A 22,900-nucleotide genomic window follows, 5' to 3' on the forward strand; every position below is an offset into this window, starting at 1 on the left:
ACAGGATCGGGAAGGAAACGCCATGGTGGACCGGAAGGCGAAATTCGCGCGGCTGAAGGCGCTGCACATGGGCAGCGAGGCCTTTGTCATCCCCAATCCGTGGGATGCCGGCTCGGCTCGCCTGCTGGCCAGTCTCGGCTTCGAGGCGCTGGCCACCACCAGCGCCGGCTATGCCTTCGCGAAAGGGCGGCTCGATTCCATCGCCGGGCTGACGCGCGACGAAATTCTGGCGAATGCCGCCGAGATCGTCGCCGCCACCGATCTGCCCGTGTCCGCCGATCTGCAGGACGGTTTCGGCTCCACGCCGGAGGCCTGCGCCGAAACCATCCGGCTTGCCGGTGCGGTCGGCCTCGTGGGCGGCTCCATCGAGGATGCCACGGGCGATCCCGCCGCGCCGGTGCATGATTTCGCGCTGGCCGTGGAGCGCGTGCAGGCGGCGGCCGAGGCGGCGCGGGAGAACGGCGTCCTGCTGACGGCGCGGGCGGAAAACTTCCTGTGCGGCCGGCCTGATCTCGACGACACCATCCGCCGCCTGCAAGCCTTTTCAGTGGCGGGGGCGGATGTGCTCTATGCGCCCGGCCTGCCGGATATCGAGGCCATCCGCACCGTCTGCGCGGCGGTGGACAGGCCGGTGAACGTGGTCATGGGCCTGAAGGGGCCGACCTATTCGCTGGCCGAGCTGTCGGCGGCGGGCGTCAAGCGGGTGAGCGTGGGCGGCTCGCTGGCGCGGGCGGCGCTCGGCGCCCTGATGCGCGCCGCGCAGGAGATGCGGACGAGCGGCACCTTCACCTATGCCGCCGAGGCGCTGCCGGGCGCGGAGATCGCCCGGATCATGGCACAGGGAGGAGAGAGCTGAGCGATCAGCTCCCCACCAGCCCGAATTCGGGGCTGGAGGCTTCCGCATGCAGCTTCTTCGGGATGCGGCCGGCGCTGCGGGCAAGGCGGCCGCCATCAACCGCATAGCGGAAGGCGCGGGCCATGCGCACCGGATCATGGGCCTTGGACACCGCCGTATTGAGCAGCACCGCCGAGCAGCCCAGCTCCATGGCCAGCGCCGCGTCGGAAGCGGTGCCGAGGCCCGCGTCCAGCACCACCGGCACCGGCGAGCGGGCGCAGATCAGCTCGATCATGTGCGGATTGGCGATGCCGAGCCCGGTGCCGATCATGGAGCCCAGCGGCATCACGGTGGCGGCGCCAAGGTCCGCCAGCTTCTGGCAGGTGACGGGATCGTCATTGCAATAAGGCAGCACCACGAAGCCGCGGTTCACCAGTTCCTCGGTGGCTTTCAGCAGCTCTTCCACGTTCGGATAGAGCAGTTCGCGGTCGCCGATGACTTCCAGCTTCACCCAGTCCGTCTCCAGCGCCTCGCGGGCGAGTTCGGCGGTGAGGATGGCGTCCTTGGCGGTCTGGCAGCCGGCGGTATTGGGCAGGATGTGGACGCGGCCGGCGAGGATGTCGGCGAGGCTTTCCTCATAGCCGGACAGGCTCATGCGGCGGATGGAGGCGGTGGCCATTTCCGAGCCGGACGCTTCCAGCGCGTCGAGGAACACCTTCTGGTTGGGATAGCCCGCCGTGCCGAGGAACAGGCGCGAGGAGAAGCTGCGCCCGGCGATCACCAGTGGATCGGGGTTGGTGGTGCTGGCGGGGGTCACGTTGACGTTCATGTCGGTCACTTCCCGGCCGGTCCTGCCGGCGCTTGTATGTCTGGTCTCTCGGGCGGTTTACGCCCGTTGTCCTCTCAGTTCGTCATCCCCGGACTTGATCCCGAAGTCGGATGTTTCCGACTTCGGCTCCAAAGTGCGGAAGTCGGAAACATCCGACTTCCGGGGATCCACGTCGGGCCGATAGTGGACGGAGCGCAGCACAAGAATGCGGCTCCCCTTCGCCGGAAAGTCGTCGGCCACCCGGCGGAGGGACGTGGATCCCCGGATCAAGTCCGGGCATGACGACCTGCTACTGCATCTCCGCCGCAGGGCTAGCCGCCCTGCTTGGCGTGGATGATCTCCACCGCGTCGCCGGAGGCGATCTGCGCGCCGTCCCACGCGCGGCGCGATACGACGGCGCCGTTGACCGCCACCGCGATCCCCTTCTGGGTCGCGTCGAGGCCCACGGCACCCAGCAGCTCCGCCACGGTCGCAACCGCGAAGCGCTCGTCCTTGCCGTTGACCTTCAGTTCCTTCATCGCGACCTCTGCCGCGGCAGACTGGCTCACCTGTCCGTTCCTTCCCACATCCGTCGTTGTTATTTGCGTGCCGGCGTTCATCAGGTCAACGCCGGCACGTCCTTTATGTTCGGCTTCTATTCCGCCGCCGCGCGCCGCGCGAAGCGGCCGGCGGTGAAGGGGGCGATCACATCCGCCGTCTCGCCTTCAAGGATCAGGCGGGAGATGGCGTCCGCCGTCACCGGCAGCAGCAATATGCCGTTGCGGTGGTGGCCGGTGGCGAAGATCAGGCCGTCCACCTCCGCGCTCGGCCCGAGAATGGGCGCATCGTCGCGGCTGCCGGGACGGAAGCCGACCCATTGCTCCAGGATCGGCAGTTCCTCGATGGTGGGCAGCGCCCGCCACGCATGGGTGAGCAGCGCCAGCTGGCCGCCGGCGGTGAGGTCGGTGTTGAAGCCGCGCTCCTCCACGGTGGCGCCCACGATGAGGCGGCCATCCCTGCGCGGCACGAGATAGGTGCCCGGCGCCCAGATCACGTGGTTGAGGATGGGCGCGGCCGGGTCCATGGCCACGGAGAGCATCTGGCCCTTGATGGGCCGCACCGGCAGCGGGGCGGCCGGGGTGATGTCGACGCCGCGCGACCACGCGCCCGCCGCCAGCACCACGAGGTCCGCACCGTGCCGCTCACCCTTCACGATCACCGCGCGGGCGCGGCCGTCGCTGACCTCCACCCGCTCCACGGGTGCGTCCTCGTGCAGGCGGGCACCGGCGGCCAGCGCCGCGATCTTCAGCGCGGCGGCCACCTTGCGGTTGTCCACCTGATGGTCCTCGGGGCAGGACACGGCGCCCGCGAGCTTGGAGGTGAGATGCGGCTCGCGGCGGCGTACTTCGGCGCCGTTGAGCCATTCCACCGGCAGGCCGAATGCCTGCTGGAGGGCGAGCAGATGGCGCAGGCGCGCGCCATCGTCGGCGTTCAGCGCCAGCACGATGGTGCCTTCGGTGCGCAGATCCACCGCCATGCCGGAGGCGGCTTCAAGCTCCGCCGCGAAGGAGGGCCACAGGCGCTGGCTCTCGCGATTGAGCACCAGCAGGCCGTCCTCGCCGGGCTCGGCCTCGGCGCAGGCGGCGAGCATGCCCGCCGCCGCATGGCTGGCGCCAAGGCCGGAGGTGCCCTGCTCGAAAATGTCCACCGCGCAGCCGGCGGCGGCGAGCCGCCAACCGATGGACAGGCCCATCACGCCCGCGCCGACGATGGCGACGTGCGGACGAGCGCTCTTGGTGGAACTACTGGAAACGTGTGACGACAAGCTCTCGCTCATCGGCTTCTCCCTACGCTGGCATGACCCAGACAGGTTCGATGGGTATGATCTCAGCCGCGCGTGACGCGCGGCACCCCAGGCCGTCAAGGACCGATTATTGCGCCCGGTGGGCGGAACGGCAAGAAAAACCGCAGGGCTTCAAAACCGCAGGGCATCCAAACCGCAAGGCATCCATCGGCGCGGTCCCGGCTGTGCCACGTTTCGCCGGGGCGGGCAATGTGGCGTGCGCGTCGCGGTTCCTTCTGCCGCAGTGCGCGCCCGCGCTTCACTCCACGGCGGCGTTGAGCCGGTCGCGCAAAGCGATCATCTTCTCGCGCAGTTCTACCGCGTCCGCCTCGCACAGGCCGATGGCGCTGCCCATGGCGCGCAGCACCTCCTGCGCATTGGCCTCCAGCGCCCGGCCGGCGTCGGTGAGGAAGATGTTCACCACCCGCTCGTCGGCGGGATTGCGCGCCCGGCGCACAATGCCCGCGACTTCGAGGCGCTTCAGCAGCGGGGTGAGGGTGCCGGAATCCAGATGCAGCTGCTCGCCCAGCGCCTTCACGCTCTGCCCGTCCTTGCGCCACAGCAGCACGAGGATGAGATATTGCGGATAGGTCACGTCCAGCGCCTTGAGCAGCGGACGATAGGCGCGGGTGAAGGCGTGCTCGGCGGAATAGACCGCGAAGCAGAGCAGATCGTCCAGGCAGAAGCCGGAGCCGGCGGGGCCGGAGGGCGAACTGGCGGAACCTGAAGTGGCGGAATGCGAGCGGGCGGACATGGGTACCAACCTCGGCGCGAAGCGGCCACGCCTGCCGTCGTACTGAGTACGCCAGGGCCTTATACACCCGCCGCAATTAAATTGCACCCAACTGTTTTTGCAGGTGCGAACTGCGCCCCCGGGCGTGCGCTCTTTGATAAGCGGAACAGATGGTGAAAAGTATCACTGGATGATAATAGTTGATACGAGGAGCACCCGATCATGGCATCGAGCTACAGTCTGGGGCCGCATTTCGAGGGCCTCGTGAAGCGACTGCTGGACAGCGGACGCTATGCCAACGCCAGTGAGGTGGTGCGTGACGGTCTGCGGCTGCTCGAGCAGCGGGAGGCCGTCCAGCAGGCCAGGCTGGAAGGGCTGCGCAAGGATATCGACGCCGGGCTCGAAGGACCGTTTGAGCCGTGGGATGTGGCGGACGTGAAAGCGGAGGCCCGGCGCCGGAAGGCCGCCTTAAAAGCCGGCTCCCGTGGCGCTTGAAATCAGGCGCTCCGGCGCTTTCCTGCGCGATGCCATCGAAATCTGGCAATTCATCGCGGACGACAATTGGCCCCGCGCCCGGCCCGAAGTTGGAAGCATCCAACTCCGGAACAGGCGGGGGTATGACAAGCTTTGATGCCTCACTGTTTTAGGGCCGACGACATTCCGCGCTCAACGGCGCTGAAGCAGTAGATCGTCATGCCCGGGCTTGACCCGGGCATCCACGTCGGGCCGACAGAGGCCGGCACCAAGCCCGGGGTCTGCCCCCGCCGTTTGCAAGAAAGTCCACCATCCACTTAGCGGCTCCACGTGGATCCCCGGGTCAAGCCCGGGGATGACGGTTCCTTTGCTGCATTCGTGACCCGAGCTGAAGGCCGGTCCGACCGCAACTCTCCTGCGGCTATCAACTAATGGCGGCCAGCGAGATCTTGTTGCAGACCTCGCCCAGCGCGGTCTTGGTGGCCTTCCAGCTGGTAAAGCCCATGGAAATCTTGCCGATGTCCATGGAGAACACCACCACGGTGGCGAAGGCCACCACCATGGCCCGCTCCGTGTTGCTGGCGCTCCAGCTCCAGCGCAGCCGGTTGGTGGCGGCGAGCTGCTGCTTCTTCTCCTTCGACACCCGGCCGAACGTGCCGGTGTAGCGCTCGATGAAGCCGGTCTCCTCCAGCATCTTGATGTAGCGGTCGTCGATGTTGACGGCGCTCTTGGGCGATGTGAACCGCGGGAAGGTGCTGTTCTCCTGCACCTTGGCCTCGCGCATCACCTCGTTGAGGATCAGGCTGCAGGCGATGTAGACCTTCCACATCTCCTGCATCTCCTTGTCGTCCAGCCGGCCGCTGTTGCCCTTGTTCATGGTGGTGGCGATGTCGGAGGTCAGCGCGTCCTTCAGCGCTTCCAGATATTCGCCGGCCTGCATCCGGATCTGCGGCAGCTTGTCCAGCGACATGTCGGTGTTGGAGAAGGCACTACCCATGAAGGTGGACTTCTTCAGGCTGCCGGTCGCCTTCTCATAGGTGGCGTGACTGCTGAGCTGATAGGGGTCCTGCGCATTGGTGGAGCCGTTCGACTGCTGCTGGGACCAGTAGGTCTTCAGCGGTGCGAGTTTGCCCGGCGCGTTCAGCTGCTGCAGCTTCTGCTGCAGGTTCGAGATGGTCTGCGCATTGCTCTGGATCTTGCCCCGCGTGTTGGGCAGTTCCAGCAGCGCCTGCTGGTACCGGATATAATACTGGTCGCGCTCGATCCCCTCCACGCCCTGTGGCGCCTGAGGCGAGGCCTCCTGCAGATCGCGAAGCTCGGTCTGCAACTGCTGGTCTTTGTTCTGCGCCTGCTGCAGCGAGGTCTTGGTCTGCTGGATGTCGCCGGCTTTGTCGTAACCCCAGTTCTTCGCGTAGTAATAGCCGAGCAGCAGCAAAGCGATCTTGCGCCCTTCGGTGAGGTTGAGATCCGCCAGCGGCCGGGTGGCCGGCTCGAACGACTTCTTGATGCCCGCCGACATCACCTGCAGGATCAGCTGCTCGAAGGCGACGAACATCTCGCTGGTCTTGTCCTTGAACTGCTCCAGCGTCTTCTTTTCATCCAGATAGTATTTTGTCCGGTCGTCGCCGGTGTTCAGCACGTCGGGCAGGCGCAGGCCGTTCTGCTCCAGCGTGTTGATGTTGAAGCTGACGTTCTGGTTCTGGGTCTGCACGCGGCCGAACAGCAGATTGGCGAAGGAGCGGCCGTTGAGCGCGTCGGGGCTCGACAGCAGGATGCGCTCGTTGCGCTTGATGGCCAGTTCCACCGCCGTGACCAGCAGGCTGACGAGGCCCTTCTGCGAGGCGAGCTGGCCCAGCGCGCTCTCCTTGTCCACGCTCGGATCGCTCAGATAGACCAGCAGATTGTCGTTGCCCGTGCCCTTCTGGATCGCGGTCGAGCAGCCATAGGCCAGCGCATTGGCCAGCCCCTGGCTCAGCGGCACCAGGAAGGGGCCGGCCACCGGCACGAAGGCGAGGCCCATGGTGACGGCGGTGTCCATGGCGGCCAGGATGACCCCGCGCATGCCGCCGGAGGGCTCCTTCACCCCCCTCAGGACGGTGTCCAGATTGCTGGCGAACTTGTCCTTCTGATAGTGCAGGGCGCTCATGGCCTCGATGGCGCCGTTGCTGACCTTGCTCGGCATGTTGTCCACGACGGTGGCGAGCGTGGCGAGCGCGTCGGCGAACTGCTGCTCGTCCTTGAACTGCAGATAGAGCGCGCGCGCCTTCTGGGCGGCCTTGTCCTTCATCACCTTGTCGGTGAGCGGGCCGAACTGCTGCATCAGCCCGGTGGAGGGCTTCGAGATGCAGGTGGACAGCGTCTGCGCGCCGCCGGCCTTGCGGACGGTCTCCTCGATGAGGTCCGAGAATTCCTTGATGTTCATGAGAGCACCTGCTGGGACACTTACGCGGAAGGCGGGGCGCCGCGTGTGGCGGCGTGGACATGGTGGCGGCGTGGACATGCCGCGCGCCGGAGCGGCACGCGGGCGAGGGCACCCCGGACGGGACAAAATATCCCGCCGCCCGGCATGGGAAGACGCCGGGCAGGATGCGGAGGGAGGTAAGGCTTTAAACACGATCGGGGTGGATTGCACAGCGCGTAAATGCCGGACGGGGCCTGAGGCGGGACCGGCGGCCCGCTGAAGCGGAGCCGCCGGTTTATCTTCCCAAAGGTCGTCCGGAGGCGGGTGCGCCCCGACGGAAGATCACGAGCTCTTGGTGGTGGCGAGGTCGTAGGAGACCGTGACCGGCGTGCCGGCCTTGTTCTTGTCGTCGTAGGGCGTGAATTTGAACTCGAGCTTGGTGAAGCTGATCGAGATCGATTCCGTGGGCCGGTCGCCGCCGCTCGACACCGAATAGGACGAGATCAGCGCATTGGTCAGCGTATAGGTGCAATAGGTGACGCCGGGGCTGCCGGTGGTGACGAGGTCGATCTTCACCGTCTTGCCGGCATTGCCGGTGCAGCTCTCGGTGAACAGCTTGGGCGAGGAGGCGTCGAACATCTTGACGATGGACACCTCGCTGATGCTCGGCTCGGAGGCTTCCCGGTTGTTGGTCGAGCCGGACGTGGTGGAAATGCCGCGCCCGACGCCCCAGGACATGGACAACACATCGATCCACTTCTTGTGGTCCTGCTGGGTGGCTTCGCCCTGGATGCCATCATAGTTGATGTAGATAGCCATTTTCTGCCTCCGATATGATATATCGTCTAATTTTGTCTGAGGCTTTATTTGCCCCGCGAGAAAATGGATACGCCCAGCCAAAGCTGAATGCTAATGAACTATTTGTAATTGTTGATTGATATGATATAGCGTTACTTATAGGATGGGGCAGGAGTGCTGACGCATCCGGGGGGCTCGGCAGCGGGGGCGGGATGCCGGCCGGCGCGGATTTCCGGCATTGCGCGTAATCGTCTTGTGTGCAATTAATTTGGAACGTACTCGCTGCCGCGCAGCGTCCCTTGTTCGGCCGGTCCTGTCCGCAGGCTTTCCCGCCCTCGGCTTCTCCGGTCTGGAGAATTGCCCATGCCTTCGCGTCCCCCGCTCCGGGACGGCCTGCGGCCGCTTCCCTCCGATCCCGAAACCCCCGCCCGCGACACCGCCGACGATGCGGTTCCGCCCTTCTGCCTGTGCCGCAAAGCGGGGCCGGAGGAGGCGTGCCCCTCCGACACCGCGGTTTGCGAGGACGTCCCGCTCATGTTCTTCTCCTGACGGACTGAGTGGGGCAGGGCCGGCCGGTGCCAGCCACGCTCCAGCCTCCGGTGGCATTAGGACGGCGGTTTTCACCGGATCCCGCCGCGGGTCGGGCGTCTGCGCGTCCGGCTCCATCCTGCCCCCATGGTTCCGCCTTCAAGGAGGAAAGCCGCCGTGAAACTCTTCTGGGCTCCCCACAGCCGTGCGTTCCGCTCCCTCTGGCTGGTGGAGGAGACCGGCGCGCCCTACGATCTCGTGCAGGTGGATCTGGCCGAAGGGGCACCGGAGGGTTCGGCGCTGCGCGCGGTCAATCCCATGGGCAAGGTGCCGGCGCTGGAAGACCGGGGCGTGCCCATGGCCGAGAGCGGCGCCATCGCCCTCTATGTGGCCGATCGCTTCCCCGAGGCCGGGCTTGCGCCCGCCGTGGGCGATCATGACCGGGCGACCTTCCTGCACTGGCTGTTCTTCGCCGCCACCTGCATCGAGCCGGCGCTGCTGCAGAAGATGAAGGGCATCGAACTGTCCCCCATGCAGGCCGGCTGGGGCAGCACGGAGACGGTGCTCTCGGTGCTGGAGGCGCGCCTCACCGCGCATCCCTACATCGCGGGCGAGCGCTTCACCGCCGCCGACACGCTGCTGGCCACGGACCTGCGCCTGTTCATCGACGTCTTCAAGGTGCTGGAGCCGCGCCCGGCCTTCACCGCTTATGTCGCGCGCTGCGCCACCCGCCCGGCCCTGCTGCGGGCGCTGGAGATCGAGGCCGAGTACGCGCCGAAGGTGGCGTAAGGGCCGGCGGCGTGAGGGCAGGGGGTGTGAGGGCAGGGGGCGAGCGCGCCCCCTTGCGCCGGACGCCCGGCACAGCCCAAATGGCGGCCATGTGGCTGCTTCGACCCTTGATGCCCCTCGCCCCCCTCGTGCGCCGCGTGCGCCATGGCATGACGCTGGGGGTGCGTGTGATCGCCATCGACAGCGAAGACCGTGTGCTGCTGGTGCGCCATACCTATGCGCCCGGCTGGCATCTGCCCGGCGGCGGCGTGGACATTGGCGAGAGCGCCGAGGAAGCTGCCCGCCGCGAACTGCGCGAGGAAACCCGCGCCGAGATCACCGGCCCCTTGACCCTGCACGGCTTCTTCTTCAACGCCGCCGTGGGCGGGCGGGACTATGTGGCCTGTTACCGGGCCGGCGACGTGCAGCTGAACCCCCTGCCGGGGCCGACCTATGAGATCGCCGAAGTCGCCGCCTGCCCGCTTCATGCGCTGCCGGCCGACACCACCCCCGCCACCCGCCGCCGCATCGCGGAAGCGGTGAACGGGGATGTTCCGGGAGATTGTTGGTAGACAAACAAAATGCCATGATCCCGCATCGCCGCCCCTGGGGAGACACCAGCCCCGCCGGGATGGGTGCTGCAAGGACAAGCCCGAAGGTCGCGCAGACCGGGCCAGAGAGGGAGATGATGATGGGTGAAGCAGCCAAGGCCGGCGCCGCCGGCGCGCCGAAGGCGGAGTTCAACTGGGACGATCCCTTCCGCTTCGAGGACCAGCTCACCGAGGACGAGCGGATGGTGCGCGACACCGCGCGCGACTATGCGCAGGAGAAGCTCCTGCCGCGCGTGACCTCGGCCTATCTGGATGAGCGCTTCGACCGCGAGATCATGAGCGAGATGGGCGCGCTGGGCCTGCTCGGCTCCACCATCCCCGAGGAATATGGCGGCGCCGGCCTCGGCTACGTGGCCTATGGGCTCGCCGCCCGCGAGGTGGAGCGCGTGGACAGCGGCTACCGCTCGGCCATGAGCGTGCAGTCCTCCCTCGTCATGCATCCCATCTATGCCTATGGCGACGAGAGCCAGCGCAAGAAATTCCTGCCCAAGCTCGCCACCGGCGAGTGGGTGGGCTGCTTCGGCCTGACCGAGCCGGACGCCGGCTCCGACCCCGCCGGCATGCGCACCCGCGCCGAGAAGATCGACGGCGGCTATCGCCTGAACGGCGCCAAGATGTGGATCACCAACTCGCCCATCGCCGACGTGGCGGTGGTGTGGGCCAAGTCCGCCGCCCATGGGGACGCCATCCGCGGCTTCCTTGTTGAGCGCGGGACCAAGGGTTTCTCCACCCCCAAGATCGAGAAGAAGCTGTCGCTGCGCGCCTCCATCACCGGCGAGATCGTGCTCGACAATGCGGAGATCCCGGAAGAGAACCTGCTGCCCAACGTGGCGGGGCTGAAGGGCCCGTTCGGCTGCCTCAACCGCGCCCGCTACGGCATCGGCTGGGGCGTGCTGGGTGCGGCGGAAGCCTGCTTCCACGCCGCTCGCCAGTACACGCTGGATCGCCAGCAGTTCGGCCGGCCTCTGGCCGCCACCCAGCTGGTGCAGAAGAAGCTGGCGGACATGTCCACCGACATCGCCTTCGGCCTGCAGGCGTGCCTGCGCGCAGGGCGGCTGTTCGACGAGGGCCAGCTGGCGCCGGAGACCATCTCCTACATCAAGCGCAACAATTGCGGGAAGGCGCTGGACATCGCCCGCATTGCCCGCGACATGCACGGCGGCAACGGCATCTCGGCCGAGTTCCACGTCATCCGCCATGCGGCGAACCTTGAGACGGTGAACACCTACGAGGGCACGCACGACATCCATGCGCTGATCATGGGCCGCGCGATCACCGGCATCCAGGCGTTCTTCTGAGCGCTTGCTTAAGACGGTGGGCGTGTCATCTATGATGGGCGGGGCAGCCCCCTCCCCCCTTACGGGGGAGGGCTGGGGAGGGGGGTAATGCCCTTTCCGATCCCGCGCCATCGAGGCTCCGGGCGCCCGACAGACGCAGCCGCGTTACCCCCCTCTCCAACTCTCCCCCGCAAGGGGGGAGAGGGTGCGTGCCGCGGAACGGATGGCGGGCGATCCTCAGCGGCTGACGCAACAGGCTCCCTCTCTTAGCTGCGAGAGAGGGCTGGGGAGGGGGAAGGACGCAACCTGCGGGCTGCGACCTTCATGATCCTGCGCTCATCCCGGCGGGGACGGTGAGAGACTCTTGCGAGACGCAAAAAAGCCCCGGCATCCGCCGGGGCTTTTTTCGTTGGGCGGAGCGGGCGAACGACGGGATCAGGGACGCAGGCCTCATGTCGGCTTGTAGGAGCCGTCGTCCAGCGCCTTCAATATGTCTCGTGCAGTGAAGGGTTGAGAGGCCGTGCCGAGCGGTGCGATCCCACGCAGCGCGGCTTCCGCCTCCGGAGAGAGCGCCAGCGTCGCGAGCGCCGCATCGAGCCGGACCTGTATGTTCGGGTGTGCCAGCAGCGGCAGGAGTGCATGGCGTCCGTCGCCCGGCCGCGTCTTCAATTCCGCCCTCACGTCGCGTAGCTTCTTGTGCGCGCGGTTATATGCGCCGTTCTCCATCCAGTCGTCTGCTCGCTTCATCTCCAAGGAGAGTTCGACGAAGAGGGCGACGAGCTGGTCGGTCGGCAGTTGGCTGAGTTTCCGCTGGGCTTTCATGTCCGCTTCCGGGAAGCTGTCCGAGCTGAATGTGCGTCCAGCGATGCACCGTCCCCGATGACTGTATGCTCCTTGGACTTTCGCCCTTGCAGGCATCGTCTCCTTCCCGCTGCTCATATGCGCAGATGATCAAGCATTCAGCTGGAGGGGGCGTTCAGCGCAGGGGGAAGCGGCCTTCCGTTTCGGTCCTGGCGAGCACCTGGCCGGAGGCATCGAGCGCCTCGATGGACCAGATGTAACGATGCACGCTCCCCGGCGGCGGGCAGGGGCCGGTATAGCCGATCGCGCCTTGCGCGACCTTGCCCTTGCCGTCATAGGCGACGGTCGCCCCGCCGTGGTTGTAGTTGGGGGCGTCATAGTCGCGCATGGCGAAGCGGAGACGCGCAGTGCCGTTGGGCGCGCCACGTATGGTGAAAGCTGGCGATGTGCCGCTGCACGCTGGAATGCCGTTCCAGCTGAAGGAGGCCGAAAAGGCGCCTGCCGCCTGACCCTCCGACATCAGGACCGCCGACATCAGGGCGGCTGCTTTCAAAGCTGTCTTTGCCATGAATATCTTCCCGCTTGGGCGCATGCATTTTGTTCTACTTTACGAATTCGACGATGCGGCAGTCGTCGCCGCCGTATGCGTTGCAGAAGCCGAGCGCGCGCTTGCGCGCATCCTCAAGCGTTGTCCCTTTATCCCAGCCGCAACCGCGCGTTCGGCCCTTGGCGAAGGCCTTGGGCGCAGGGTTGCCTTGATATTTCAGATAGAGGCTGGTGCAACGATCGCTCATCCCCGCAGGCTGCGCCGTCGATGGATATGTCGAAAGTAAAAGACCGATTGCCAATACAGGGCACGTCGCCAGAACGGAAAATACAACGCCGATTGAGCGACGCATCATCCCAATCTCCGAGACGCAAAGGTCAAGCCGGCTGTGAACAATAAAATAAAAACCAATCAGTGATTGTATATGGTGGTTATTGCCACCCGTCAAGATCGAGCTGGCTCTCTTGTTGCAGGGGGCGTTTTGTTCGGCGATCGGCAGTTCGGGTGCGAGAACTTGAGCCGGCGATATTTCGTTCGGTAGAAGATCGACGCGCGGCACCCGCCGCTTCAAAAGCTCCACCCCGCCGCAATTTTTCCCCACCCTCCGTCGCTTTCCCGCGCCAGAGCTCCCCTCGGGCGCAACAAAAAAGCCCCGGCTTCCGCCGGGGCTTCTCACCCTCAGAAAACTGATCCCGCGCTCATCCCGCCGCGCGGCGCGGCACCTCTTCGTCCTCGTCCAGATCCAGCATGTCGCGGGCCAGCGAGAAGGTGTCGAGGGCGTCCGTCACCCGTTCGTCGTCGTCCGCGCCGGACCAGATCTGCGGCACGATGGTCCTGAGCGGGCCCGAGAACAGGCGGTTCACGGTGGCATGGTCGCCCACCCAGTCGGAGAAGCCCGCATGGCGGTTGTAGAGGCTCTGGCCGCCGTAGCGGGCGATCAGGTCCTCGAACCCCTGCTGCGCCAGCGCGGGCTCGCACAGGCTGTCCTCCAGCTCGTGATGGCCCATCTCGCACTGGCCGTGATAGATCATGGCATAGGCGCCGGCGCCGTAGCGCGTTTCCGTCATCGCCATGGCGCGGCGGGCGAAGCTCTCCACGTCATGGGCATCGCGCCCCATCCAGCGCGGCATCACGCGGATGGCGTGGTTCTCGCACAGTTGCAGGTTGAAGCGGTCGAGCGCCCAGGCGGCCTCGAAGCGCGCCTGATAGGCGTTGAAATCCAGTCCCTCTTCGAGGGCAAGGTCGTAATTGGCCCGGTGCCAGAGCTGGCAGGTGCCGGTGGTGTCGGGCGTTGCGTCCAGCACCTGCCGGGCCATGGTCAGGTGGCGCTGCATGTCCGCCCACTGCTGGTCGCTGACGGTGTCGGGCAGGTCGGTGCCGCGCGCCGCATAGGCGGCCTCATGCAGGGTCAGGGCATAGAGGGCGGCGGTGAACGGCGTGGGGTGCCCCTCCCACGCGGCGCGGAAGGGGGCGAGCTTGCCGGCGACGCTGTTGCGGTCCTGAAGGTTCGCGGGCATCAGGCGCTGCAGCAGCATCTCGTGCAGCAGGAATGCGCCGGGCAGAACGATGTCGGCGCGGCGGGCCTCCTCATAGAGCGGCTCGATCTCATAGATGTGGCCGGCATCGCCCAGAGCGCTCACCCGCCCGGCCACCTCGGCATGGGCGCCCAGTTCCTCGGAAATGGGCAGGATGCCGAAATTGTACTTGCGCATGAGCCGCTGGTTCTCGCGGTCGATCTCGCGGTCGGTGCGGAAGTTCACGACGCGATCCCAGAGCGTGTCGAGCCACTCGGGCACGGGCATGAGGCAGGTCTCCTTCGCAGGGGCGGCCCGAAGATGGCCGGGTGGCCTGTAAAGCGGGTGCTCCGTCAAGATGTTCGAGCCGGTACGTATCGGATTGGGCGATCCGGCGCGCGCCTAAGCTGGGCAAGGAAGGTAGCGGACGTCTGCAATGGCAAGCCGAAATGCTGTTCATCTCGCCATGACATGTGATTTTGGTGGATCATTACCTTCCCGTGTGTGCATGGATACCTTCCATGCTTGGCATAGGCGGCAAGCGGGCGAGGCGCGGACGCGCGCGCATCGCCACACGCGTCACGCGCAATGACCTTTCGGCACCCGTTTCGCTGATCGGTGAATCAGCGGCCGTGCGAAGCCTGGAAGACTTCCATGTCGGGCGCCGCGAATGCAGGGCGCGCGGGAGCTTCCATCTTGGTAGCATCTTGGCTTGTAGGTATGTTGCTAGCGATCTATCACCACTTTCGGGGGAGTTACGGGGCATGCACCCGCATTTCGTCCACCTCTGCCCGCAAAGTCCGCTTATGCTGCCTTCTCCGCCCATCCTGCTCATCACCGACCGCGCCCAGGCGCGCGGCGACCTTGCGTCCATTCTCGATGCCGCCTTCGGTGCGGGTCTGCGCTGGGCGAGCGTGCGGGAGAAGGATCTGCCCGAGGCCGAGCAACTGGCGCTGGTGCGCCGTCTCCTGCCCATCGCCCGCACCCATGGCGCGCGCCTCACCCTGCACGGCACGCCCGCTCTGGCGGCCGAGGCGGGGGTGGATGGCGTGCATCTGGCCAGCGGCTCGGATGCCCGCGAGGCCCGCGCGCTGCTGGGGCCGGGGGCGCTGGTAGGCCTGTCCATCCATTCCGAGGCCGAGGTGCGGGCGGCCCCGCCCGAGGCCAATTACCTCATCGCCGCTCCGGCCTTCGCGACCGCCTCCAAGCCCGGCTACGGGCCGGCGCTCGGCCATGACGGCCTCGCCCGCTTTGCCCGCTCCACCTTGCTGCCGGTGCTCGCTCTGGGCGGTATCGACGCGGAGGCCATGCGCATCTGTCACAAGAGCGGCGTGTCCGGCGTGGCGGTCATGGGCGGGGTGATGCGCGCCGCCGATCCCGCCGCCGAAGCACGCGGACTGCTCGCCGCCTGGGGCTGAGAGGCCGCCCCTTCTCCTTAGTGATACGTCGCCCCTGTTGCGCCGCGTGTTGCCCTGCGCCTGCCTTCGCGTCCAGACTGGCCCCCGGGCGGTACGGTAACGGGAGCGGAGGGGGCCATGGCGCAGCTGGATGCCGACGTGCTGGTGGTCGGGGCCGGGCCGGTGGGGCTCGTCATGGCGGCGGAACTGGTCCGCCACGGGGCGCGGGTGCGGATCATCGACAAGGCGGCCGCACCGTTTCCTTACTGCCGGGCCATCGGCATCACCCCGCGCACGCTGGAAGTCTATGAGGACATGGGGATCGCCCGCCCCATGATCGACGCCGGCCTGTGGCTGGATGGGCTGCGGGTGGAGGTGAAGGACGCGGTGAGCCGCGTCCACCGCGTGGAACTCTCCGATCTGCCCTATGCCGGCCTCGGCCTCCCGCAGCCGGAGACCGAACGCATCCTCGGCGCCCATCTGGCCTCGCTCGGGGTGAACGTGGAGCGCGGCGTCGCCTTCACCTCCCTCACCATGGGCCGGGAGGCGGTGGACGTGAACCTCGCCGGGCCGGACGGCACCACGCGCACCGGCCGTTTCGCTTATGTGGTGGGCTGCGACGGCGCCCATAGCGCGGTGCGCCGGGCGCTGAACGTCGCCTTCGAGGGCGAGGCCTTCCCCTATCCCTTCACGCTGGGCGACGTGCATGCCGAATGGCCGCCGGAGGCCGACCTGCCGCGCGGCTTCGCTTTGCGCGCCATGGAGCTGCATGACGACGCCCCGCCGGACATGTTCATCGCCATTCCGCTGCCGGAGCGTGGCCGCTATCGCGTCTCCATGCTGGCCGAGCCGCTGCCGGAGGATGCGGCAGGCAGCGCGGACGGCGTCAGTCACGGCATTCAGGCCGAGCAGCCCGGCGTTTCGCTGGCGGCGTTGCAGACGGTGGCGGATCGCGTGATGGCCAAGCCGCCGAAGCTTTCGGACCTGCGCTGGTCCTCGCGCTTCCGCATCTCCATGCGGCTGGCCGCCAATTATCGGGTGGGCCGTGCCTTTCTGGCCGGGGATGCGGCCCATATCCATCCGCCCACCGGTGGGCAGGGCATGAATACCGGCATTCAGGATGCCTACAACCTCGCCTGGAAGCTCGGCCTCGTGCTGCGCCACGGGGCGGCGCCCGCGCTGCTGGACAGCTATGAGGCCGAGCGGCGGCCGGTGGCGCGCGACGTGATCGCCCGCACCACGGAGGAGAGCATCAATCTCGGCCGCCGCCGCACGCCGCCGAACCGCCTCGCCGATACGCAGATCCTGCTGAGCTATCGCGGCACGGCGGGGTTCCTGCACGCCGATGTCAACGATATCGGCGGCGCTCCGCCGGCCGGGGCGCCGGTGGCGGGGGATCGGGCCCCCGATGTGCAGGGGCTCACGCGCCACGGCCTCGGCTTTCCGCTGCGCCTGTTCGATCTCACGCGCGGCACTGCCCATGTGCTGATCGTCATGATCGCGCCGGACCCCGGCGTTCTGGCGACGCTGGAGGCCGATGCGCGGGTGCTCAGCACGGTGGGCCTGCCGCTGAGGGTGGTGGCGGTGACGACGCAGGGCGCGCTGGAGCATGTGCCGCTGCTGGGGCACCTCGCCACGCCCCAGCTGCCCCAGCCGCTGGGGCTGACGCTGGTGCATGATGCGGCGGGCGGCTTCGCCGAGGCCTATCGCGCCGCGCCGGGCTCGGCCTTTCTGGTGCGGCCCGATGGCTATCTGGGCTGGACCGGCCGCCCGTTCGATCGCGCCGCGCTGCGGGCGGTGCTGCCACGGCTGGAGCAGCCTCCGGAGGGCTGAAAAGACCTTCCCAAAGGGAATTTTCTTTTTACGCCAAAGCTTAAGCTTATATTGCTGGCTATTGACTTAGATGCAGCCGGTCCGCATGGTCAACGTGAATAGCGTTCCATGTGGGTTGCATTTTGGTTGCGACGGTCTTCCTTCACCTGCCGAAAACGGCGGGGACAAGCTTTCGTGCGGCTCTGCGGGCGGGCTTTGGCGAAGATCAGGTGACGGATTCGTTCGACGCGAGCGTGATGACGCCGGAGATGGCGGCGGCGATGGCGCCACGGGCTGTGGTGGCCGGTCACATCAGCATCACCGACGTCGAGCGCTTCTTTCCCGATGCGCGTCTCTTCACCGTTCTGCGCGATCCCGTGGACCGCTGCCTGTCCTGGTATTATTACGCGCGGGTCTTCCCCAACACGGACCATGCCGATGTGGCCGCCGCCCATGCCCTCGGCGTGGAAGACTTCTTCGCGGCCGATCGCGCCGTCACGTTCCGCAACATCTTCAACCGTCAGGTGCGCCAGCTGGGTGATCACGTGCTGAACACGGATGTGGACATGGACGCGGCGCTGGCGCGGGCCAAGGAGGTTCTGGCGCGCTGCGTGTGGATCGGCCGTCAGGAAAGGCTCGATGCGGACAGTGTGCGTCTCGGGCAGGTGTTTCCGCAGATGGCGGGGGTGAGGCTGGGCACGCTGAACGTCACCCCCGGCCGGCCCGCCGCGCGCGAGATCTCGCCGGAGCTGCGCGCGGCCGTGGCCGCGCACAATCGCTACGACATGGAGCTGTACGCTTTCGCCGAAAGCCTCATCGCGGAGGCCGAGCGGCCGGCCCTGCACAGAAGAGCCGTCTAGAGCATGTTCGGCTTGGATTGCTCCGCAATCCAAGCCGAAAAACATTCTCTATCAATAAGTTGGAGTGTTTCAGTGTTTCCATGAAACAATGAAACGCTCTAGAAGAGGCGGCCGGGCACAAGGCCCGGTGCCGCCTCAGCCGCCGTAGATCCAGTCGTGTCGCGACAGCAGGCTGGGGCCGGTGGCCTTGATCACCATGTTGCGGGCGAAACGGCCCAGCCCCTTCATGTGATAGATGCCGGCATTGCGCCGCGCGCCCAGCTGGATGCGGGCGGTGCGCGGCCGGCGGATCGCCTCGTACTGGCTGAGCGCGTCCGGCGAGATGCCCTCGCGCCCCAGTACCTGCGCCAGCACGGCGGCATCCTCGATGGCCTGCGCCGCGCCCTGCGCCAGGAAGGGCAGCATGGCGTGGGCGGCATCGCCCAGCAGCGTCACCCGCCCCTGGCTCCAGCGCGGCAGCGGGTCGAGATCGTAAAGGCCCCAGCACAGGAAGGCGGGGGCATCCTCCAGCAGCGCACGCACCTCGGGAGCCCAGCCGGCGAAGGCCTTGTGCACCTTGGACGCGTCGCCCGGCTCGCTCCAGCGCGACACCGGCTTGTCCTGCCGCACGATGGCCACCACGTTCACCGCCGTGCCCGCCTTCACCGGATAGGTGACGAGATGGGCGTCGGGACCGAGGAACAGGCGCACGTCGGGCGAGGTGTCCGAACGCAGCGGAATGGTGGCGCGATAGGCCACGCGGCGGGCGAACACCGGCCGCACGCCGAGCCCCAGATGCTCGCGCACCACGGAGCGCACGCCGTCGGCGCCGATCACCACGTCGGCTTCCTGGGCGATCAGGCTGTCGCCTTCCGCCGCCACGGCGCGCATGCCGGTGCCGTGCGGCTCAAGGCTTTGGAGGCGGGTGTTGAGGCGGATGTCGCAGCCCGCGTCCCTTGCCGCCGCCGCCAGCACGTCCAGCAGGTCGGCGCGGTGGATGACGAGGAAGGGCGCGCCGTGCCGGGCGGCCTCGGGGCCGTATTCGCAATGCGCGAGGCTGTCGAAGGTGCGGCCGTCGCGGACGTCGAGCGCGCGCGGGACCACCGCCACCTTCTCGATGGCGTCCAGCAGGCCGAGATCGCGCAGGTAGCGGGTGGCGTTGGGGCTGAGCTGGAGGCCGGCACCGACCTCGGCCAGCGCCTCGGCCTGTTCCCAGATGCTCACCTTCAGCCCGAGACGGCGCAGGGTGATGCCTGCGGCGAGGCCGCCGATGCCGGCACCGACGATCAGCGCGCTGGAACTGGCGGGATCACGCGCCGCGCCTGAGGCGGCGGCGGCTTGAGAAGCAGGATCAGACACTGTCAGGCCGCCGGCTTTTCCACCCACAGGGCCTCTTCCGGCTTCGCGGTGCCGTGCTTGAGGGCCGGGTTGAAGCGATAGAGCGTGGAGCAATAGGAGCACACCGCCTCGGGATCGGAGCCGAGATCGATGAAAATGTGCGGATGGTCGAACGGCGGCTTGGCGCCGATGCACATGAACTCATGCGCGCCCACTTCAATGACGCTGAGGCCGAGATCGTTGCTGAAGTGGGGAATGCCTGTATCCGCCATGGCCACTCTCTTCGCGGGTCCAAATTTCGCCGCAGCTTAGAGCATGTTCCGCGCCGCTTGAACACCTCCCCCATGGCAGGATCGTCGCGGGACGGGGCGGGCGGGGGACCCGAGCCGCCACGGATTGGCAGCAGGCCCCCGAAACGCTACGCTCCCCTTATCAAGGTATGGAGGTAGCGTTCATGAGCGCCGGATCCCTGACCGCTTATGTGGAAGGCATTGCCACTGACCCCGTGCGGGCTGCCGAATTGCGCGCGGCCCTGGTGGATGGCGCGGCGCTGACGGCCTATGCCGATGCGCGGGACCACTCCGTCACCCTTGCCGAGGCGGAGGAGCTGCTTCCGGCCTTCAGGGCGCTGCTGGATGCGGCGGGCGCGCAGTCCTTGTCCGATCAGGCGCTGGATCAGGTGAGCGGCGCGGGCGTGCGGCTCGTCACGTCGAACAAGGATATCGAGGTCGAATAAGCCGGCCTGCTCAGAGCACGTCCGGCTCTAGCGCATGCTGCGCCAGACCAGCGCGCAGCCCAGTGCCAGCACGCCGAGCGTGGCGGCGATGATGGAGAGGTTGACCAGCGTCCAGTCCTCCCATCCGAAGAACAGCACCCCGCCCAGCACCAACAGCGCCAGCAGCACCAGCGCGTGGCCGAGCATGCCGCCGGCAATGTCGAGGAAGGTGTTCAGCGCACCGCGCAGAAGGCTCATGCCGGTCAGCGCCCCGGTGTGCGCTTCGGCGCGCGCCTGCGCCGGGCAAGGGCGCGGCCGCTGAGCAGGCCGCCGCCGATGAACAAGGCGAGCGCGATGGCGAGGCGGATGAACGTATTGGCATCCCACGGATCGCGGCCGATGGCCCCCGAGAGCAGGAAGGCCAGAATGCCCAGCGTCATCAGCGTCTCGCCGAGAAAGCCTGTGGCGAAGCGTTTGAGAAAATCCAAGGCGGGGCGGCTCCTGACCGGACAAGGAAGGGGCGGGCGCAACGGCCGCATCATCACGGAAAAGAGGGCCTGTTTTCAAGCCCTTGCGAGTGGAGGTGGCAGGGTGCTCCGATGGCTTCCGATAAGGCGGGGGCAATGTCATGCTTGCGCGCTGACCACATTTACGGCTATGAGCGAGGTCCAAGAGCCTAATTGGTGAGCGAGCCGCAACCCGTGTCGTCCCATTCGACGATCCATGCTGGTACCGCCCCCCGGATTGCGATCAATCCGGGCAACGCTCTTGTTCTGCGCGCGCTTCTTCTCCTTAGCCGCCCCTGAGGGCCGGACGGGCGCACGCGCCTGGGCACTCAGGGGATGCTTCGAACGCCGAGAGCAACATCCCGAGGCCCGCTCTCCCAAATGATGGATCGAGACGGCCCGGACCTCTTAAGGAAACGAGCCAATGACCAACGCTGCCAACGCCAATAACGCTTCCGACCGCGTCATCATCTTCGACACCACCCTGCGTGACGGCGAGCAGTGCCCCGGCGCCTCCATGACGCTGGAAGAGAAGCTGGAAGTCGCCACCCTGCTGGATGAAATGGGCGTGGACGTCATCGAGGCCGGCTTCCCCATCGCCTCCATCGGCGATTTCGAGTCCGTGGCCGAGATCGCGCGGCGCATGCAGCGCGCCACGGTGGCCGGCCTCGCCCGCGCCATCCCCGCCGACATCGCCCGCGCCGGCGAGGCGGTGCGCCATGCCAAGCGCGGCCGCATCCACACCTTCGTCTCCACCTCGCCGATCCATCTGGAGCACCAGATGCGCAAGACGCAGGAAGAGGTGCTGGAGATCATCACCGCCACGGTGACGCAGGCCCGCAATCTGGTGGAAGACGTGGAATGGTCCGGCATGGACGCCACGCGCACGCCGCTGGATTATCTGGCCCGCTGCGTGGAAGCCGCCATCAAGGCCGGCGCCACCACCATCAACCTGCCCGACACCGTGGGCTATGCCACGCCGGACGAATACCGGCACATGTTCCGCACCATGCGGGAGAAGGTACCGAACGCCGACAAGGCGATCTTCTCCGTGCACTGCCATAACGACCTGGGCCTGGCGGTCGCCAACTCGCTGGCCGGCGTGGAAGGCGGCGCCCGCCAGATCGAGTGCACCATCAACGGCATCGGCGAGCGCGCCGGCAATGCGGCGCTGGAAGAGGTGGCCATGGCGCTGATCGTGCGCCGCGACGCGCTGCCCTACCAGACCAATATCGAGAGCCGCATGCTGACGCGCGCCTCCAAGCTGGTGTCGGCGGTGACGTCCTTCCCGGTGCAGTACAACAAGGCCATCGTGGGCCGGAACGCCTTCGCCCATGAGAGCGGCATCCATCAGGACGGCATGCTGAAGAACAACACCACCTACGAGATCATGACCCCCGAGAGCGTGGGCGTGAACAAGACCTCGCTGGTGATGGGCAAGCACTCCGGCCGCGCCGCCTTCCGCGACAAGCTGAAGGCGCTGGGCTACGAGCTGGGTGAGAATGCGCTCAACGACGCCTTCACCCGCTTCAAGGATCTGGCCGACCGCAAGAAGGTGATCTACGACGAAGACATCGAGGCGCTCGTTGATCAGGGGATCGCTTCCGCGCATGAGCGCATGAAGCTGATCTCGCTGTCCGTCATCGCCGGCACCCGCGGCCCGCAGCGCGCCACCATGCGCATGGAAGTGGACGGCGTGATCCGCACCGAGGAAGCCGAGGGCAACGGCCCGGTGGACGCCACCTTCAACGCCATCAAGGCGCTGGTGCCGCACACCGCCAAGCTGGAGCTCTATCAGGTGCATGCCGTGACCGAGGGCACGGATGCGCAGGCGGAAGTCTCCGTGCGTCTGGAAGAGGACGGCAAGGCGGTCACGGCCCGCTCGGCCGATCCCGACACGCTGGTGGCCTCGGCCCGCGCTTATGTGGGCGCGCTCAACAAGCTGAGCCTGAAGCGCACCTCGCTGAATGCGCAGGCTGCTGCGGGCTGATCCGCAGCCTCACGTCCTGAAACACGAAAGGCCCGTGGCGCTCCCGCCACGGGCCTTTTTCGTGGAGCGCGAGGAAGGCTTCCTCCGCTGGATGTCCGGCGTGCCGCAACGGTGGGCGCGACACGCTCCTTCCCCCCTTGCGGGGGAGGGGTGGGGAGGGGGTAGTGCCTTCTCCGCAAGAGTGAGATCAGGCAAGTGAACACGCCCGTCAGAAGGTCGCTGCCAGACGCAGCCGCGTTACCCCCCTCTCCAACTCTCCCCCGCAAGGGGGGGAGAGGGCACGTTCCGTGGAAGGGAGAGCGCCTGTCCAGCCTTCCTATGAGCTTCCCCTGCGTTTGCAGGGGAAAGGGGCTGCGGCATCTCGG

Annotated in this window: 25 protein-coding genes and 1 riboswitch; of the genes, 11 read left to right on the plus strand and 14 right to left on the minus strand. The window is 67.0% G+C overall.

From position 1 onward, the window contains the following. Positions 1-22 precede the first annotated feature (22 nt). Positions 23-856, plus strand: a complete 834-nt coding sequence (locus IEW24_RS13340) for an isocitrate lyase/PEP mutase family protein (RefSeq protein WP_188579307.1) — start codon at positions 23-25, stop codon at positions 854-856. A 4-nt stretch (positions 857-860) separates the two neighbouring features. On the opposite strand, the gene IEW24_RS13345 is transcribed toward IEW24_RS13340, so the two are convergent. The 4 genes from IEW24_RS13345 to IEW24_RS13360 all read right to left on the minus strand — a co-directional run bounded on the left by IEW24_RS13345 (position 861) and on the right by IEW24_RS13360 (position 4,240). Continuing rightward, positions 861-1,664: a thiazole synthase gene (locus tag IEW24_RS13345; RefSeq protein WP_188579309.1), complete on the minus strand. Its 804-nt coding sequence runs from the start codon at positions 1,662-1,664 to the stop codon at positions 861-863. Positions 1,665-1,975: 311 nt separating this feature from the next. Then, positions 1,976-2,212 carry a sulfur carrier protein ThiS gene (gene thiS, locus IEW24_RS13350; protein WP_244644371.1) on the minus strand — a complete coding sequence of 79 codons (237 nt, stop codon included), beginning with the start codon at positions 2,210-2,212 and terminating at the stop codon, positions 1,976-1,978. A gap of 86 nt (positions 2,213-2,298) precedes the next feature. Further along, positions 2,299-3,480, minus strand: a complete 1,182-nt coding sequence (gene thiO, locus IEW24_RS13355) for a glycine oxidase ThiO (RefSeq protein WP_188579311.1) — start codon at positions 3,478-3,480, stop codon at positions 2,299-2,301. Beyond that, positions 3,469-3,568, minus strand: a riboswitch (TPP riboswitch). Its footprint overlaps the gene before it by 12 nt. A 177-nt stretch (positions 3,569-3,745) precedes the next feature. After that, the gene (locus IEW24_RS13360; protein ID WP_188579313.1) at positions 3,746-4,240 is read right to left on the minus strand and encodes a MarR family winged helix-turn-helix transcriptional regulator; all 495 of its coding nucleotides are present in this window, start codon (positions 4,238-4,240) and stop codon (positions 3,746-3,748) included. 201 nt (positions 4,241-4,441) lie between these two features. On the opposite strand from IEW24_RS13360, the gene IEW24_RS13365 reads away from it, so the two are divergent. After that, positions 4,442-4,714 (plus strand): type II toxin-antitoxin system ParD family antitoxin, encoded by a 273-nt coding sequence (locus IEW24_RS13365; RefSeq protein ID WP_188579315.1) that lies wholly within the window; start codon positions 4,442-4,444, stop codon positions 4,712-4,714. Positions 4,715-5,117: 403 nt separating this feature from the next. Here the strand turns inward: IEW24_RS13365 and IEW24_RS13370 are convergent, their stop codons facing one another. Next, positions 5,118-7,115 carry a hypothetical protein gene (locus IEW24_RS13370; RefSeq protein WP_188579317.1) on the minus strand — a complete coding sequence of 666 codons (1,998 nt, stop codon included), beginning with the start codon at positions 7,113-7,115 and terminating at the stop codon, positions 5,118-5,120. 321 nt (positions 7,116-7,436) lie between these two features. Further along, positions 7,437-7,913, minus strand: coding sequence for an Hcp family type VI secretion system effector (locus tag IEW24_RS13375; RefSeq protein ID WP_188579318.1), 477 nt, complete (start codon positions 7,911-7,913; stop codon positions 7,437-7,439). A 342-nt stretch (positions 7,914-8,255) separates the two neighbouring features. Between IEW24_RS13375 and IEW24_RS13380 the strand changes: the two genes are divergently transcribed. The 4 genes from IEW24_RS13380 (at position 8,256) to IEW24_RS13395 (ending at position 11,097) form a co-directional block, all read left to right on the plus strand. Continuing rightward, positions 8,256-8,441, plus strand: a complete 186-nt coding sequence (locus tag IEW24_RS13380) for a hypothetical protein (protein ID WP_188579320.1) — start codon at positions 8,256-8,258, stop codon at positions 8,439-8,441. 156 nt (positions 8,442-8,597) lie between these two features. Next, positions 8,598-9,209 (plus strand): glutathione S-transferase family protein, encoded by a 612-nt coding sequence (locus IEW24_RS13385; protein ID WP_244644372.1) that lies wholly within the window; start codon positions 8,598-8,600, stop codon positions 9,207-9,209. A 110-nt stretch (positions 9,210-9,319) separates the two neighbouring features. Then, a complete protein-coding gene (locus IEW24_RS13390; protein WP_244644373.1) occupies positions 9,320-9,760 on the plus strand; it encodes an NUDIX domain-containing protein in 441 nt (146 codons plus the stop codon). Positions 9,761-9,873: 113 nt separating this feature from the next. Further along, on the plus strand, positions 9,874-11,097 hold the full coding sequence (locus IEW24_RS13395; protein WP_373870058.1) for an acyl-CoA dehydrogenase: 1,224 nt from the start codon (positions 9,874-9,876) through the stop codon (positions 11,095-11,097). 429 nt (positions 11,098-11,526) lie between these two features. Here the strand turns inward: IEW24_RS13395 and IEW24_RS13400 are convergent, their stop codons facing one another. From IEW24_RS13400 to IEW24_RS13415, 4 genes are all read right to left on the minus strand, one after another. After that, complete coding sequence (locus tag IEW24_RS13400) at positions 11,527-11,898, minus strand: DUF2019 domain-containing protein (RefSeq protein ID WP_188579327.1); 372 nt, start codon at positions 11,896-11,898, stop codon at positions 11,527-11,529. 154 nt (positions 11,899-12,052) lie between these two features. After that, positions 12,053-12,445: a YbhB/YbcL family Raf kinase inhibitor-like protein gene (locus tag IEW24_RS13405; protein WP_244644374.1), complete on the minus strand. Its 393-nt coding sequence runs from the start codon at positions 12,443-12,445 to the stop codon at positions 12,053-12,055. A gap of 34 nt (positions 12,446-12,479) precedes the next feature. After that, positions 12,480-12,983, minus strand: a complete 504-nt coding sequence (locus tag IEW24_RS13410; protein ID WP_188579329.1) for a hypothetical protein — start codon at positions 12,981-12,983, stop codon at positions 12,480-12,482. A gap of 139 nt (positions 12,984-13,122) precedes the next feature. Further along, on the minus strand, positions 13,123-14,226 hold the full coding sequence (locus tag IEW24_RS13415) for a hypothetical protein (RefSeq protein ID WP_188579331.1): 1,104 nt from the start codon (positions 14,224-14,226) through the stop codon (positions 13,123-13,125). Between the two features lie 518 nt (positions 14,227-14,744). Between IEW24_RS13415 and IEW24_RS13420 the strand changes: the two genes are divergently transcribed. The 3 genes from IEW24_RS13420 (at position 14,745) to IEW24_RS13430 (ending at position 18,007) form a co-directional block, all read left to right on the plus strand. Continuing rightward, complete coding sequence (locus tag IEW24_RS13420; protein ID WP_210324202.1) at positions 14,745-15,356, plus strand: thiamine phosphate synthase; 612 nt, start codon at positions 14,745-14,747, stop codon at positions 15,354-15,356. A gap of 117 nt (positions 15,357-15,473) precedes the next feature. Next, entirely contained in the window at positions 15,474-17,168 is a 1,695-nt protein-coding gene (locus IEW24_RS13425) for an FAD-dependent monooxygenase (protein ID WP_188579335.1), read from the plus strand. 110 nt (positions 17,169-17,278) lie between these two features. Next, positions 17,279-18,007, plus strand: a complete 729-nt coding sequence (locus tag IEW24_RS13430) for a sulfotransferase family 2 domain-containing protein (RefSeq protein ID WP_244644375.1) — start codon at positions 17,279-17,281, stop codon at positions 18,005-18,007. A 135-nt stretch (positions 18,008-18,142) separates the two neighbouring features. Here IEW24_RS13430 and IEW24_RS13435 read toward each other — a convergent pair whose 3' ends face one another. Together IEW24_RS13435 and IEW24_RS13440 are read right to left on the minus strand one after the other, a co-directional pair. Continuing rightward, the gene (locus tag IEW24_RS13435) at positions 18,143-19,345 is read right to left on the minus strand and encodes an FAD-dependent monooxygenase (protein ID WP_188579338.1); all 1,203 of its coding nucleotides are present in this window, start codon (positions 19,343-19,345) and stop codon (positions 18,143-18,145) included. Between the two features lie 2 nt (positions 19,346-19,347). Beyond that, entirely contained in the window at positions 19,348-19,596 is a 249-nt protein-coding gene (locus IEW24_RS13440) for a zinc-finger domain-containing protein (RefSeq protein ID WP_188579340.1), read from the minus strand. Positions 19,597-19,778: 182 nt separating this feature from the next. Here IEW24_RS13440 and IEW24_RS13445 point away from each other — a divergent pair, with 182 nt between their 5' ends. After that, entirely contained in the window at positions 19,779-20,060 is a 282-nt protein-coding gene (locus tag IEW24_RS13445) for a hypothetical protein (protein WP_188579342.1), read from the plus strand. Between the two features lie 27 nt (positions 20,061-20,087). On the opposite strand, the gene IEW24_RS13450 is transcribed toward IEW24_RS13445, so the two are convergent. Both IEW24_RS13450 and IEW24_RS13455 read right to left on the minus strand, forming a co-directional pair. After that, positions 20,088-20,297: a hypothetical protein gene (locus tag IEW24_RS13450; protein WP_188579344.1), complete on the minus strand. Its 210-nt coding sequence runs from the start codon at positions 20,295-20,297 to the stop codon at positions 20,088-20,090. A gap of 5 nt (positions 20,298-20,302) precedes the next feature. Continuing rightward, entirely contained in the window at positions 20,303-20,527 is a 225-nt protein-coding gene (locus tag IEW24_RS13455; RefSeq protein WP_188579346.1) for a hypothetical protein, read from the minus strand. Between the two features lie 442 nt (positions 20,528-20,969). On the opposite strand from IEW24_RS13455, the gene IEW24_RS13460 reads away from it, so the two are divergent. Continuing rightward, positions 20,970-22,535 (plus strand): 2-isopropylmalate synthase, encoded by a 1,566-nt coding sequence (locus IEW24_RS13460; RefSeq protein WP_188579347.1) that lies wholly within the window; start codon positions 20,970-20,972, stop codon positions 22,533-22,535. Positions 22,536-22,900: the final 365 nt, after the last annotated feature.

It is taken from the genome of Azorhizobium oxalatiphilum (genome assembly GCF_014635325.1).
Taxonomy (GTDB): domain Bacteria; phylum Pseudomonadota; class Alphaproteobacteria; order Rhizobiales; family Xanthobacteraceae; genus Azorhizobium; species Azorhizobium oxalatiphilum.